This window comes from Streptomyces sp. NPDC107550 (assembly GCF_055639095.1).
This window is the reverse complement of sequence record NZ_JBVKBC010000037.1, coordinates 1-12,875: the sequence shown is the minus strand read 5'-3', so window position 1 is coordinate 12,875 and position 12,875 is coordinate 1. Positions and strand designations below refer to the sequence as shown.

The 12,875-nt window shown below is 73.3% G+C and carries 10 protein-coding genes; 4 read left to right on the top strand and 6 right to left on the bottom strand.

The features are described 5' to 3' along the window. Window position 1 precedes the first annotated feature (1 nt). Window positions 2–895: an alkaline phosphatase family protein gene (locus ACZ7LY_RS30485; protein ID WP_471627969.1), complete on the bottom strand. Its 894-nt coding sequence runs from the start codon at window positions 893–895 to the stop codon at window positions 2–4. Window positions 896–1,213: 318 nt separating this feature from the next. Here ACZ7LY_RS30485 and ACZ7LY_RS30480 point away from each other — a divergent pair, with 318 nt between their 5' ends. Beyond that, window positions 1,214–4,228 (top strand): bifunctional [glutamine synthetase] adenylyltransferase/[glutamine synthetase]-adenylyl-L-tyrosine phosphorylase, encoded by a 3,015-nt coding sequence (locus tag ACZ7LY_RS30480; protein WP_471627968.1) that lies wholly within the window; start codon window positions 1,214–1,216, stop codon window positions 4,226–4,228. 340 nt (window positions 4,229–4,568) lie between these two features. Here the strand turns inward: ACZ7LY_RS30480 and ACZ7LY_RS30475 are convergent, their stop codons facing one another. Further along, a complete protein-coding gene (locus ACZ7LY_RS30475) occupies window positions 4,569–5,180 on the bottom strand; it encodes a TetR/AcrR family transcriptional regulator C-terminal domain-containing protein (RefSeq protein WP_471627967.1) in 612 nt (203 codons plus the stop codon). A 169-nt stretch (window positions 5,181–5,349) separates the two neighbouring features. Between ACZ7LY_RS30475 and ACZ7LY_RS30470 the strand changes: the two genes are divergently transcribed. Continuing rightward, entirely contained in the window at window positions 5,350–6,801 is a 1,452-nt protein-coding gene (locus ACZ7LY_RS30470) for an APC family permease (protein WP_471627966.1), read from the top strand. Between the two features lie 65 nt (window positions 6,802–6,866). Continuing rightward, the gene (locus ACZ7LY_RS30465; RefSeq protein ID WP_471627965.1) at window positions 6,867–8,441 is read left to right on the top strand and encodes an amidohydrolase; all 1,575 of its coding nucleotides are present in this window, start codon (window positions 6,867–6,869) and stop codon (window positions 8,439–8,441) included. 41 nt (window positions 8,442–8,482) lie between these two features. Here the strand turns inward: ACZ7LY_RS30465 and ACZ7LY_RS30460 are convergent, their stop codons facing one another. Next, on the bottom strand, window positions 8,483–9,343 hold the full coding sequence (locus ACZ7LY_RS30460) for a phosphatase PAP2 family protein (RefSeq protein WP_471627964.1): 861 nt from the start codon (window positions 9,341–9,343) through the stop codon (window positions 8,483–8,485). A 223-nt stretch (window positions 9,344–9,566) separates the two neighbouring features. On the opposite strand from ACZ7LY_RS30460, the gene ACZ7LY_RS30455 reads away from it, so the two are divergent. Continuing rightward, window positions 9,567–9,920, top strand: coding sequence for a 5-carboxymethyl-2-hydroxymuconate Delta-isomerase (locus ACZ7LY_RS30455; protein WP_471627963.1), 354 nt, complete (start codon window positions 9,567–9,569; stop codon window positions 9,918–9,920). A gap of 8 nt (window positions 9,921–9,928) precedes the next feature. Here the strand turns inward: ACZ7LY_RS30455 and ACZ7LY_RS30450 are convergent, their stop codons facing one another. The 3 genes from ACZ7LY_RS30450 to ACZ7LY_RS30440 are packed head-to-tail and all read right to left on the bottom strand — an operon-like array spanning window position 9,929 to window position 12,631. After that, entirely contained in the window at window positions 9,929–10,621 is a 693-nt protein-coding gene (locus ACZ7LY_RS30450) for a TetR/AcrR family transcriptional regulator (protein WP_471627962.1), read from the bottom strand. Between the two features lie 43 nt (window positions 10,622–10,664). Continuing rightward, window positions 10,665–11,738: a PDR/VanB family oxidoreductase gene (locus tag ACZ7LY_RS30445; RefSeq protein WP_471627961.1), complete on the bottom strand. Its 1,074-nt coding sequence runs from the start codon at window positions 11,736–11,738 to the stop codon at window positions 10,665–10,667. Further along, the gene (locus ACZ7LY_RS30440; RefSeq protein ID WP_471627960.1) at window positions 11,735–12,631 is read right to left on the bottom strand and encodes a metal-dependent hydrolase; all 897 of its coding nucleotides are present in this window, start codon (window positions 12,629–12,631) and stop codon (window positions 11,735–11,737) included. Before ACZ7LY_RS30440 ends, ACZ7LY_RS30445 begins: the two co-directional genes overlap by 4 nt. Between the last annotated feature and the right edge of the window lie 244 nt (window positions 12,632–12,875).

Here is a 12,875-nt window from a genome sequence, read left to right as displayed (position 1 = left end):
GTCAGGACGTCCAGACGCCGGTGATGTCCTTGGCGGAGGCCGCGTTGCCCGCGTGGGTGCTCAGGCCGTGCATGTCCTCCAGGGTGCGCAGCAGGTCGTAGTGGTTGTACGTGGTGGAGGTCGTCGAGCCCGGGGTGACCTGCTGCCCGTACAGGACCGTGGGGATCTTGTTGCCGCTGAGCCGGTTGTCCTCGTCGAAGGTGACGACGAGGAGGCTGTTGTGGGTCTTGGCCCAGGTGGCGTAGGCGCCGAGGTTGTCCTTGAGCCAGGTGTCGCCGGACGCGACGGAGCAGTCGTGCATGTCGCTGCACAGGTTCGGGACGACGAAGGAGACCTGGGGGAGCGTCGAGTAGTCGCTCGGGAACTGCGCGAACGTCTTCGCGGACGACGTGGGTACGTTGCTGAAGCCGAACCACGGGTTGTGCTTGCGGGCGTACTTGCCCGAGGAGCAGGTGGTGGAGCCCTGGCTGGGCAGGGTCTCGTTGTAGCTGCCCCAGGTCTTGCCGGCGGCGATCAGCTCCGAGGCGAGGTTCGGCGCGGAGGAGAAGCCGGGGGTGTAGCAACTGTCGTCGGTGATGCCCTGGGTGGAGCCGGAGAACAGGGCGAAGTAGTTGGGCTGGCTCGGGTGCGTCTCGGCGTAGGAGGCGGTGAGGTTCGCGCCGCCCGCCTTGAGGCTGTTGATGTAGGGGGCGCTGCTGGAGCCGATGACCTGGTTGTAGGCGTGGTTCTCGAAGACGACCACGATCGTGTGGTCGGGGGTGGGCACGCTCGCGGCGGCGTGCGCGGGCGCGATGCCGGTCAGGGCGAGCCAGCCGCCGCCCGCGGCCGCCGCGAGGGCGAGCGCCGAGGCGAGCACCTTGCCGCGGGCGCGCGAGAGGAATGTTCTGCCGGGCACGAAGACCTCCGGTGTGGGGGAGAACGGGGGACGAGGGCCTGTCGTACGGACGTGCCCAGCGCGCCGAAGCGGGCCCCTGGCGGGCCTGTCGTACGGTCGTGCCGAGCGCGCCGGACGCGGGCCCCTGGCGGTGCGGACAGAGCATGCACACGCCAAGTTGCCCCTCGGGGGTGGCGCTCAACCCCGCCGGATGAAGCGCTGGTGAATCCTTTGCCCACCCCGCACCCGATCACCGCCCGGCCACGGACCGCCGACCCGCCCCTCGCCGACCCGGGGCTATAGGCTCAAGGCGGGAAAGATCGAACAGGAGGCCGCGCGATGTCGGTGCCGCAAGGACGCAGGAGCAGCACGTTCACGCGACTGCTGCGGCACGGGTTCACCGACCCGTCCGGGGCCGAGCGCCTCCTCGACGCCGAGGCCCTGTCCTCCGTACGCCACGACCCGCTGCTCCTCGACGCGCTCGGCGCCACCGCCGACCCCGACCTCGCCCTGCTCGGACTCGTCCGGCTGGCCGAGGCGCAGGAGCGGGTGCACGGCGACGCGGGCCGGCGCGAACTGCTCGACACCCTCATCGCCGCGAAACCGCTGCGCGACCGGCTGCTCGCCGTGCTCGGCGCCTCCGAGGCCCTCGCCGACCACCTCGCCCGCCACCCCGACGACTGGCGGGCCCTCGCCACGTACGAGCACAGCGATCTGCACCCCGGCATCGAGGAGTTCGAAGCGGGCCTCGCGGACGCCGGCGACCCCGACGCGCTGCGCGTCGCCTACCGGCGCTGCCTGCTGTCCATCGCCGCCCGCGACGTGTGCGGCACCACCGACCTCGCCCAGACCGCCGCCGAACTCGCGGACCTCGCCACCGCCACCCTGCGCGCCGCACTCGACCTCGCCCGCGCCGACTCCCCGCAGGACGCGGCCCGTTGCCGGCTCGCCGTCATCGCCATGGGCAAGTGCGGCGGCCACGAACTCAACTACGTCTCCGACGTCGACGTCATCTTCGTCGCCGAACCCGCCGACCAGAGCGGCGACGCCGACGAGAACAAGGCGCTCCAGGCCGCCACCCGGCTCGCCTCGCACATGATGCGGATCTGCTCCGACACCACCGTCGAGGGCACCATCTGGCCCGTCGACGCCAACCTGCGCCCCGAGGGCCGCAACGGGCCGCTGGTGCGCACCCTCTCCTCCCACCTCGCCTACTACCAGCGCTGGGCCAAGACCTGGGAGTTCCAGGCGCTGCTCAAGGCCCGCCCGGTCGCCGGCGACCCCGACCTCGGCGCGGCCTACGTCGAGGCCGTCTCCCCGCTCGTGTGGCAGGCGGCCGAGCGGGAGAACTTCGTCCCCGACGTCCAGAAGATGCGCAAGCGCGTCGTCGACAACATCCCCGTCGGCGAGGTCGAACGGGAGCTGAAGCTCGGGCCCGGCGGCCTGCGCGACGTCGAATTCGCCGTCCAGCTCCTCCAGTTGGTGCACGGCCGCTCCGACGCCACGCTCCGCAGCGGCACCACCCTCGACGCCCTCGCCGCGCTCGCCGAGGGCGGCTACGTGGGCCGGGTCGACGCCGTCCAGCTCGACGACGCCTACCGCTTCCTGCGTACGCTCGAACACCGCATCCAGCTCTACAAGTTGCGGCGCACCCACCTCGTGCCCGAGGACGAGGCCGACCTGCGCCGCATCGGCCGCTCCATGGGCATGCGCACCGAACCCATCACCGACCTCAACCGCGCCTGGAAACGCCACACCTCGGTCGTACGGCGGCTGCACGAGAAGCTGTTCTACCGGCCGCTGCTCGACGCCGTCGCCCAACTCGCCCCGGGCGAGATCCGGTTGCGCACGGACGCCGCCCGCGAACGGCTCGTGGCCCTCGGCTACGCCGACCCCAGCGCCGCCCTGCGCCACCTCGAAGCGCTCGCCTCCGGCGTCTCCCGCAAGGCCGCCATCCAGCGGACGCTGCTGCCCGTGCTGCTCGGCTGGTTCGCGGACTCCGCCGACCCCGACGCGGGCCTGCTCGGCTTCCGCAAGGTCTCCGACGCGCTCGGCAAGACGCCCTGGTACCTGCGGCTGCTGCGCGACGAGGGCGCCGCCGCCGAGAACCTGGCCCGCGTCCTGTCCGCCGGCCGGCTCGCCCCCGACCTGCTCATGCGCGCCCCCGAGGCGGTCGCCCTGCTCGGCGACGAACGCGGCCTCGAACCGCGCGGGTACGCCCAGTTGACGCAGGAGGTGCTGTCCGCCGTGGGCCGCGCCGACGGCGCCGAACAGGCCGTGAACGCGGCACGCGGCGTGCGCCGCAGGGAACTGTTCCGCACCACCGCCGCCGACATCATCGCCTCCTACGGCACCGAGGACCAGCCCGTCGTCGCCGACCAGGGCGCCCTCGTCGACCGCGTCGGCGGCGCCGTCACCGACCTCACCGCCGCGACCCTCGCCGGCACCCTGCGCGCCGTCGTCCGCGAGAACTGGGGCGACACGCTGCCCACCCGCTTCGCCGTCATCGCCCTCGGCCGCTTCGGCGGGCACGAGCTGAGTTACGGCTCCGACGCCGACGTCCTCTTCGTCCACGAACCCCGCGAGGGCGTCAGCGACCAGGAAGCCGCCCAGGCCGCCAACAAGGTCGTCTCCGAGATGCGCCGGCTGCTCGCCCTGCCCAGCGCCGACCCGCCCCTCATCATCGACGCGGACCTGCGCCCCGAGGGCAAGTCCGGCCCGCTCGTACGCACCCTCAAGTCGTACGGGGCCTACTACCGGCGCTGGTCCCTCGTCTGGGAGTCCCAGGCGCTGTTGCGGGCCGAACCAGTCGCCGGGGACGCGGAGTTGGGGCAGGCGTTCCTCGACCTCGTCGACCCGCTGCGGTACCCGGCGGAAGGGCTCGGGGACGACGCGGTGCGGGAGATCCGGCGGCTCAAGGCGCGCATGGAGTCGGAGCGGATGCCGCGCGGGGCCGATCCGACCCTGCACACCAAGCTCGGGCGGGGCGGGCTCTCCGACGTGGAGTGGACGGTGCAGCTCCTGCAACTGCGGCACGGGTGGGCCGAACCCGGGCTGCGTACGACGCGGACGCGGGAGGCGCTGGCGGCGGCCTGCGCGGCCGGGCTCATCCCCGGGGAGGACGCGGCCGTCCTCGACGAGGCGTGGGTGCTGGCCTCGCGGGTGCGGAATGCCGTGATGCTGGTGCGGGGGCGGGCCGGGGACACGTTTCCCTCCGACGGGCGTGAACTTGGGGCCGTCGGGCGGTACTTGGGGTATGACCCCGGGCATGTGGGGGACATGCTGGACGACTATCGGCGGGTCACGCGGCGGGCGCGGGCGGTAATGGAACACCATTTCTACGGCTCAGCGTGACGTTGTCTCTCACCTGCGGCCCGGTGGGTGGCTGGCCGCGCAGTTCCCCGCGCCCCTGAGGAGCGGGGCTTCGCCCCAACTCCCCAGGGGAGGAGGCGGCGACGCAGTCGCCCCTCCAGGGGCGCGGGGAACTGCGCGCCCAGCCACGACGAGAGTCGAGGATCAAGACCACGGGCAGGCCCACTCACCCAGGGGCGCGGGGAACTGCGCGAGCAACCACGACGAATGTCGAGGCCAAAGAACCCGCCCGAAGGGGCAGTTGCCTCAGGGGCGCGGGGAACTGCGCGATCAGCCACGACGCGAGTCGAGGGCGAAGAACCCGCCCGAAGGGGCCGGCACCTCAGGTCGGGCCTAGGAAAGTCGCCGCTTGGGTCAGAACTCCCGTGAGCGCCAGCTCGAACGCTCGGTCCGTGCCGGGTGCAGACCCCGCTGAGAGGGCCCGCTCCAGCAGGGGCGTGGGAACCTCCCCGGACGGTTCCCACATCGCCTCCGGCGCGGCAAGATCCAGCGCCGACCCGAGCACCACGTTGTCCAGCGCGATGATCACCGGCATCACGTCCCCGAGGACGAACCCCGCATCCACCAACACCCGCACCGCCAACTCGTACTGCTCCAGCACCCGAGGCGCCCGCACAGGACTGCCCGTCAGCAGCGGGATCGCCCGGGGATGCGCGGCGAACGCGGCACGATAGGAGCGGGCCCACGCGGCGAGCGCGGCGTCCCACGGCAGTCCCGACTCCAGCGGCCCGGGATCGATCGCCGCGCAGATCCGCTCCCGCAGCAGCTCCACGATCCCGTCCCGCCCGTCGACATGGTGGTAGACGGACCCGGTCTGCACCCCGAGCCGCCGCGCGACCTGCGGCACGCTGAACTCCCCGCTCTCGTCGACGATCTCCAGCGCCGTCGCCGCGATGCGCTCCCGGTCCAGGAGTGGCTTGCTCGGCCGTCCCATGGCTGGCGCTCTCCGATCACGTCCGCGAAAAGGGGTCTTCCCGTAGGCCCAACGGGAGGTTACATTGCGGAAACCGCAGAAAACCAAAAGCCTTTAGATTTACGCCGTCGCCACCCCACAGCCGGCTCCCTGTCGCCCCCTGCCTGCCGCCAGAAGGGTCCGCCGCCGCATGTCCGTGACCTCCCCGAAGACCACCGCCGAGACGGAGCCCGCGCCACCCGGCCTGCGCACCGGGACCCTCGGCACCGCCGACATCTCGTTCTTCGTCGTCTCCGCCGCCGCCCCGCTCACCGTGATGGCCGGCGTCGCTCCCATCGCCATCGCCCTCGGCGGCATCGGCGCCCCCGCCGGCTATCTCCTCGCGGGCCTCACCCTCGCCGTCTTCGCCATCGGGTTCACCGCGATGAGCCGCCACGTACAGGGCGGCGGCGCCTTCTACGCGTACATCACCCAGGGCCTCGGACGGCCCGCAGGGATCGGCGCCGCGCTGCTCGCCATGGTCGGCTACAACGGCATGGAGATCGGCGTCTACGGACTGCTCGGCTCGGCCACCCAGGACACCGTGCACGCCCTGTTCGGCGCCGACATCCCCTGGCTGCCCGTCTCTCTCGCCGGGCTCGTGCTCATCTGGTACGGCGGCTACCGCTCCATCGACTTCGGCGCCAAGCTCCTCGGCGTGCTGCTCGTCGCCGAGACCGGCATCCTCGTACTGCTCGCCGCGGGCGTCCTGCTCAAGGGCGGCGCGCACGGCCTGTCCGCCGCGTCCTTCGCCCCGGGCAACGTCCTGGTGCCCGGCACGGCCGCCGTGCTCGCCTTCGCGTTCGCCGCGTTCACCGGCTTCGAGTCGACCGTCATCTACCGCCGCGAGGCCCGCGACCCCGACCGCACCGTCCCGCGCGCCACCTACATCGCCGTCGCCTTCCTCGGCCTCTTCTACGCGTTCACCGTGTGGATCGCCATCCAGTCCTTCGGCGACTCCCGCATCGTCGCGGCGGCAGGGGACGACCCGGCGGGCCTGTTCTTCACCGCGATCACCACCTTCGTCGGGCCGTGGGCCGCCGACGTCATGCACGTCCTCATCGTCACCAGCGTCATCGCCTCCCTCCTCGCCTTCCACAACGCCATCAACCGGTACGGGCTCGCCCTCGCCGACGAAGGCGTCCTGCCCCGCGCCTTCGCCCGCGTCCACCCCCGCCACCGCTCCCCGTACGCGGCCGGACTCGCCCAGACCGCCCTCGGCGCCGTCGTCGTCCTCGCCTTCTGGGCCGCCGGAGCCGACCCGTACAGCCAGCTCCTGCTGTGGGTGAACACCCCGGGCATGCTGGGCCTCATGGCGCTCCAGCTCCTCGCCGCGCTCGCCGTCCCGTTCTTCTTCCGGCGGCTGCGCGGGCACGGCGAGGGCCGGCTGCGCACCCTGGCCGCGCCGATCGCCGCGACCGTCCTGCTCACGGCGGCGCTCTACCTCGTCGTCACCCACATCGACCTGTTCACCGGCGCCTCCACCACCGCGAACACCGTGATGATCCTCATCGCGCCCGCCGTGTTCCTGCTCGGCTTCCCGCTCGCCCGCAGGCTGCGCCGCACCCGCCCCGAGACCTACGAGAAGTTCGGCAGCGCCTGACCTTCCCGTACGGCCGCCGCACGGCAGCCGAGAACGCACCCGCACCAGAACGGACGACCCGCACCGTGACACCCCCTGCCGACCTCATCCTCACCGACACGCACATCCGCACCCTGGACCCCGCCCGGCCCGAGGCCACCGCCGTCGCCGTCCGGGACGGGCGCATCGCGGCGCTCGGCGACACCGAGACCCTGCTGCGCGACTGGAGCGGCCCGCGCACCGAGCGCGTCGCCCTGCCCGGCGCCACCGTCACCCCCGGCCTCGTCGACGCCCACAGCCACCCCGTATGGGGCCTGACCATGTCCGCGGGCGCCGACCTCACCGGCGTCACCGACCTCGACGGCCTGCGGGCCGCGCTGCGCGACGCGCCCCGCGTGGACGGCTGGATCATCGGCTGGGGCCTCGACCACAACGCCTTCGGCGGCCGGCCCGTCCACCGCGACCTCATCGAGGACGTCCTCGGCGGCGCCCCCGCGTTCCTGCGCCTGTACGACGGCCACTCCGCGCTCGCCAGCGCCGCCGCCCTCACCGCCGCGGGCGTCACCGGACCCCGTACGTTCGCCCAGCGCGCCGAGATCGTCTGCGACGGCCAGGGCGCGCCCACCGGGTACCTCGTCGAGCACGCCGCCATGGACGTCGTGGACGCCGTCGTGCCCCGCCTGTCCTACGAGGAGCGCCGCGCGGGCCTGCTCGACCTGCTCTCCGCGATGGCCGCCACCGGCCTCACCGGCGCCCACGTCATGGACGGCGCCGACCTGGACCTGCTCGCCGCCGTCGAGGAGGGCGCCGAGCTGCCGCTGCGGCTGACCATCGCGCCCTGGTGCATGCCCGGCGTCGATGCCGCGGGGCTGGACGAGCTGGTCGCGCTCCAGCGCCGCCACGGCCGCTCCTGGCGGGTCGGCGGCGTCAAGTTCTTCATGGACGGCACGGTCGAGGGCGGCACCGCCTGGCTGGAGCACGCCGACTGCCACGGCCAGGGCACCGCCGCCTTCTGGCCCGACCCCGCCGCCTACGCGGCCGCCGTACGACACCTGCACACGGCCGGGGTCCGCACCGCCACCCACGCCATCGGCGACGCGGCCGTGCGGCACGCCCTCGACACCATCGAGGCGCTCGGCGCGAGCGGCCGGGGCGCCCACCGCATCGAACACATCGAGACCGTCCCCGACGACACGATCCCCCGGTTCGCCGCGCTCGGGGTCGCCGCCTCCATGCAGCCGCCGCACACCGCGTACACCAAGGGCGACCACAGCGACGAGTGGTCCAAGCGGCTCGGTGAGCAGCGCGCCGCCCGCGCCTGGCGCACCCGCGACCTGCGCGACGCCGGCGCGGTCCTCGCCCTCGGCTCCGACTGGCCCATCGCCCACTACGACGTACGGGCCGTCCTCGCCACCGCCCGCGTCCCGCGCGGCGCCGCCGGGCCCGCACAGGGGCTGACCGGCCTGGAGGCCCTGGAGGGCGTCACCTCGCACGCGGCGCTCGCGGCGGGGGAGGACGGCGGCCGGATCGCGGTCGGCCTGCGCGCCGACCTCACCGCCCTCGGCCTCGACGCGGTCACCGCGCCCGCCGACGAGGTCGCCGAGGCGCCCGTCCTGCTCACCACGGTCGCCGGACGCGTCACGCACCGCGCCGAACGGTGACACGAAGGGGCGGCACCCGTGGGTGCCGCCCCTTCCCGCGCTCAGTCCTTCGCCGGTACCGGCTCCGGGGGCGGCACCAGGCGCGGCAGCGCGTACGGCAGTGCCCCGTACCAGAAACGGGCCACCGCGAAGCCGAACGCCAGGCACAGCACCCCGCCCACCGCGTCCAGCCAGAAGTGGTTCGCCGTCGCCACGATCACCACCAGCGTCGCCACCGGGTACAGCAGCCCCAGCACCCGCGCCCACGGCACCGACGCGAGCGCGAAGATCGTCAGCCCGCACCACAGCGACCAGCCGATGTGCATCGACGGCATCGCCGCGTACTGGTTCGACATGTTCTTCAGGTTCCCCGACGCCATCGAGCCCCAGGTCTCGTGCACCGCGACCGTGTCGATGAAGTGGCCGCCGCTCATCAGGCGCGGCGGGGCCAGCGGGAAGAAGTAGTAGCCGACCAGCGCCACCCCGGTCGTGGCGAACAGCACGAGCCGCGTCGCCGCGTAGCGCCCCGGATGACTGCGGAACAGCCACACGAGGACACCCAGCGTCACCACGAAGTGCAGCGTCGCGTAGTAGTAGTTCATCCCGACGATCAGCCAAGTCACCGCGTCCACCGCGTGGTTGACGCTCTGCTCGACCGCGATGCCCAGATGCTGCTCCAGGCTCCAGATCCAGTCGGCGTTGCGCAGCGCCTGCGCCTTCTGCTCCGGGACCGCGTTGCGGATCAGCGAGTACGTCCAGTAACTCACCGCGATCAGCAGGATCTCGAACCAGAGCCGGGGCCGCCGGGGCACCCGCAGGCGCCGGAACGGACCACGGCCTGTGCGCCCGGCGCGGTCGCCCGCGATGGGTGAGGTGGTGGGCCCCTGTCGGCCTTCCAGTGTCGTCACGGTCGTTTCACCCATAGGCGAAGAGTCTGCCAGATATCGGCTCCTGCCCCGATCATCCCTCGGACGGGTTCGTGGCGCATCCGCTACGCCTCAAGGACGAGACGGCACCCCAGGGGGGCGCCCTCGCCCGGCCCGCGGCCCGCCGGTGTCCGCCGCTCGGGACGCGGTTTGTGCCGCGCCGGTGATCACGGTCAAGGTGGGCGGTGACACGACCCGACGCCACGCACCGGAGCCCCGCATGCCCAACATCACCGTCGACCACTCCGCGCCCCTCGCCGACCGCATCGACCGGCGCGGGCTCGCCGGGGCCGTGCACCAGGCGTGCGTGGACGTCGTCGGCGCCCGCGTCGCCGCCTGCAAGACCCGCTTCCGGCGCGCCGAGGACACCGTCGTCGGGGACGGCGCCGGCGCCGACCCGGTCCTGCACGTGGAGATCGCGCTGGCCGCCGGGCGCGCCGACGAGGCCAAGGCGGCGCTCGCCGAGACCGTCCTCGCGCTGCTGCCCGCGCACGTCGCCGACCCGGCGGGCGTGCACCTGTCCGTGGAGGTACGCGACTTGACGCCCGCCTACCGCGCCGCCGTCCATGCCTGACGCCGCCCCTACGCGGGCGCCAGTACCGCGAGCCGTCCGGCCAGCTCCGCGAACGGGCCGTCGGCCGGCTCGCCCGCCAGCAGCCGCGTCAGCAGCGCCGCCATCTCCCCGTCGTAGGCGGCGCTCACGGCGGCCAGCGCCGCGAAGTCGTGCACGAGCTGCCGCTCAAGCTCCGCGCGCGGAATGCGCCGCCCGTCCAGCCAGAGCAGCGCCGTCGACTCGGCCAGCGAGATCCAGGAGCGCACCACCAGCTCCAGCCGCGCGGACGGCGCCCGCACGTCCAGGTGCGCGAGGATCTGCACGTACGCGGCCTGCCGTACGGAGTCGATCAGCGCGTTCGTCGCCGAGGAGCCGACCGCCGGGCCGCCCCGCATCAACGCAGAGAAGCCCGGCCCGTGCTCGTCCACGAAGTCGAAGAAACGGCCCATCACCCGCAGCAGCCGCGCCCCCAGCGGGCCCTCCATGGGCTCCTCGAACCGCCCCGCGAGATCCTGCGCGGCCCGCTGCAACGCGGCTTCGTACAGGCTGAGTTTGCCCGGGAAGTAGTGGTACACCAGCGGGCGCGAGATGCCCGCCGCGGCCGCTATCTCGTCGATGGAGACCTCGTCGGGGGAGCGGTGGCTGAACAGTTCGAGGGCGACCCCGATCAACTGCCGCCGCCGCTCCTCGACTCCCATCCTGCGTCGCACCCCGGTCGTCATGCGAACACTCTACCGAGCGGATCCGGCCGACCGCCGATCCCGGTCAGAGGTCGAGCACCAGGCGCTCGCCCCGCGCCCGCGACACACAGATGAGCATCGACGACTCCCGCTCGGCGTCGCTCAGCAGCTCGTCGCGGTGGTCGATCTCGCCCTCCACGACCCGCTGTTGACACGTCCCGCAGAACCCCTGCTCGCAGGAGTACGCCAGCGCCGGCACCGCCTGCCGTACAGCGGCCAGCACCGACGTGTCCGCCGGCACCTCCACCACCGTGCCCGAGCGCCGCAGCTCCACCTCGAACGCCGTGTTCCCCTCCGCGACGTCCACGCGCGGCGCGAACCGCTCCAGGCGCAGCGTCCGCCCCGGCGGCAGCAGCTCCTCGACGGCCGCCATCAGCCCCTCGGGCCCGCAGCAGTACACCTCCGTGCCCGGCGCCGTCGCCGCGAGCGCCGCCGCGAGGTCCGGCCGGCCGTCCTCGTCCTCGGCGACGACCGTGACCCGGCCCCGGGCTCCGTCCAGCTTCAGCACGTCCTCCAGGAACGGCATCGAGGCCCGCGTGCGGCCCCCGTACAGCAGCCGCCACTCGGCGCCGCGCGCCTCCACCTCGCGCAGCATCGGCAGCACCGGCGTGATGCCGATGCCGCCCGCGACGAACAGGTAGGCGGGCGCCGACGCGCTCAGCGGGAAGCGGTTGCGCGGCCCGCGCACCTCCACCTCCGCGCCCTCGCGCAGCACCTCGTGCACCTCCCGTGACCCGCCGCGCCCGCCCTCGCCCTCCGGTACGAGCCGGGTGGCGACGGTGTACGACGACGCGTCCTCGGGGTCGCCGCACAGCGAGTACTGCCGTACGAGACCGGAGGGCAGCACCAGGTCCAGGTGCGCGCCGGGGCGCCAGGCGGGCAGCGCGTGCCCCTCCAGGCGCAGCCGCACCACCCCGTCCGCGATCTCCTCGTGCCGCGCGACGGTCAGGCGCAGCGCGCGGGCGCGCGGGCGGCCCGAGATCGGCTCCTCCAGCGCGGGCAGCGGCCACAGCGGCGACACGCGCACCCGGCGGCGCAGCGCCCGCCGCACGACGAACGCGGCCCCGACGACCACGGCGGCCCGGCGCAGCGCGCTCATCGGGCGGCCCCCGGGCGGCGCGCGTCCTCGCGGGACTCGGCGGCGAGGGCGGCCGGGGAGGACGCCAGATACGCGACGGCCTGCGCGGTGTCGCCCTCCTGCTCCGGGTGGTAACCCCGGCTCAGATAGCGGGGTATGGACCGCAGCATCGCGCCCGTGGACGGCAGCACGCCCTCCTTGCCGCCCTGGTAGAACGCCTTGAAGCTGGCCTTGCCGTCGACCAGCGTCGGGTCGTTCTCCATGAAGAACCGCGCGCCGCGCTGCCACAGGAAGATCAGCGCCGCGAACGCGGTGGCCCAGGTGCGGGCCCGGCGCCGGTAGCTCCCGTCCAGGTGCTCGAACAGCTCGAAGGCGACCGCCCGGTGCTCGACCTCCTCCGCGCCGTGCCAGCGCAGCAGGTCCAGCATCGTCGGGTCGGCGCCCCTGCGGTCCAGCTCGTCGGCGTTCAGCACCCAGTCGCCGAGGAACGCGGTGTAGTGCTCGATCGCCGCGATCAGCGCGACCCGCTCCAGCAGCCACCAGCGGCGCGCCTTGCCCGGGGGCAGGGTCCGGTCGCCGAGCAGCTTCTCGAAGAACCAGTCGACCTGGGCGGTGTACGGGGTCGGGTCCAGGCCCTGTTCACGCAGGTGCGGGAGGACTTCGTCGTGCGCCTGCGAGTGCATGGCCTCCTGGCCGATGAAGCCGATGACGTCCTCGCGCAGGCGGGCGTCCCGGATGAGGGGGAGGGCCTGCTTGTAGACGTGCACGAACCAGCGTTCGCCTGCGGGGAGGAGGAGGTGCAGCACGTTGATGGTGTGCGTGGCGAACGGGTCTTCCGGGAGCCAGTGCAAGGGGGTTTTGTCCCAGGCGAAGGACACCTGGCGTGCCTTCAGCTTGACGCGCTCATTAGACATGGCGTCAATGTACTGAGCGGTAGCCGAACTGCCCACCCTTTGCTCCGCACTTTCTCCGGATGAGGGTGCTGTTCCAGCGCGGGCCCCCTTGAAGTGACCGTCTTGCGCAGTTCCCCGCGCCCCTTCGGGGCACGACCGTGCGTTCTTTTTCTGCGGGCCGGTGGGGCTTCTCGCGCAGTTCCCCGCGCCCCTGGAGGGGCGACTGCGTCGCCGCCTCCTCCCTGGGGAAGCTGCACGCAGTGCA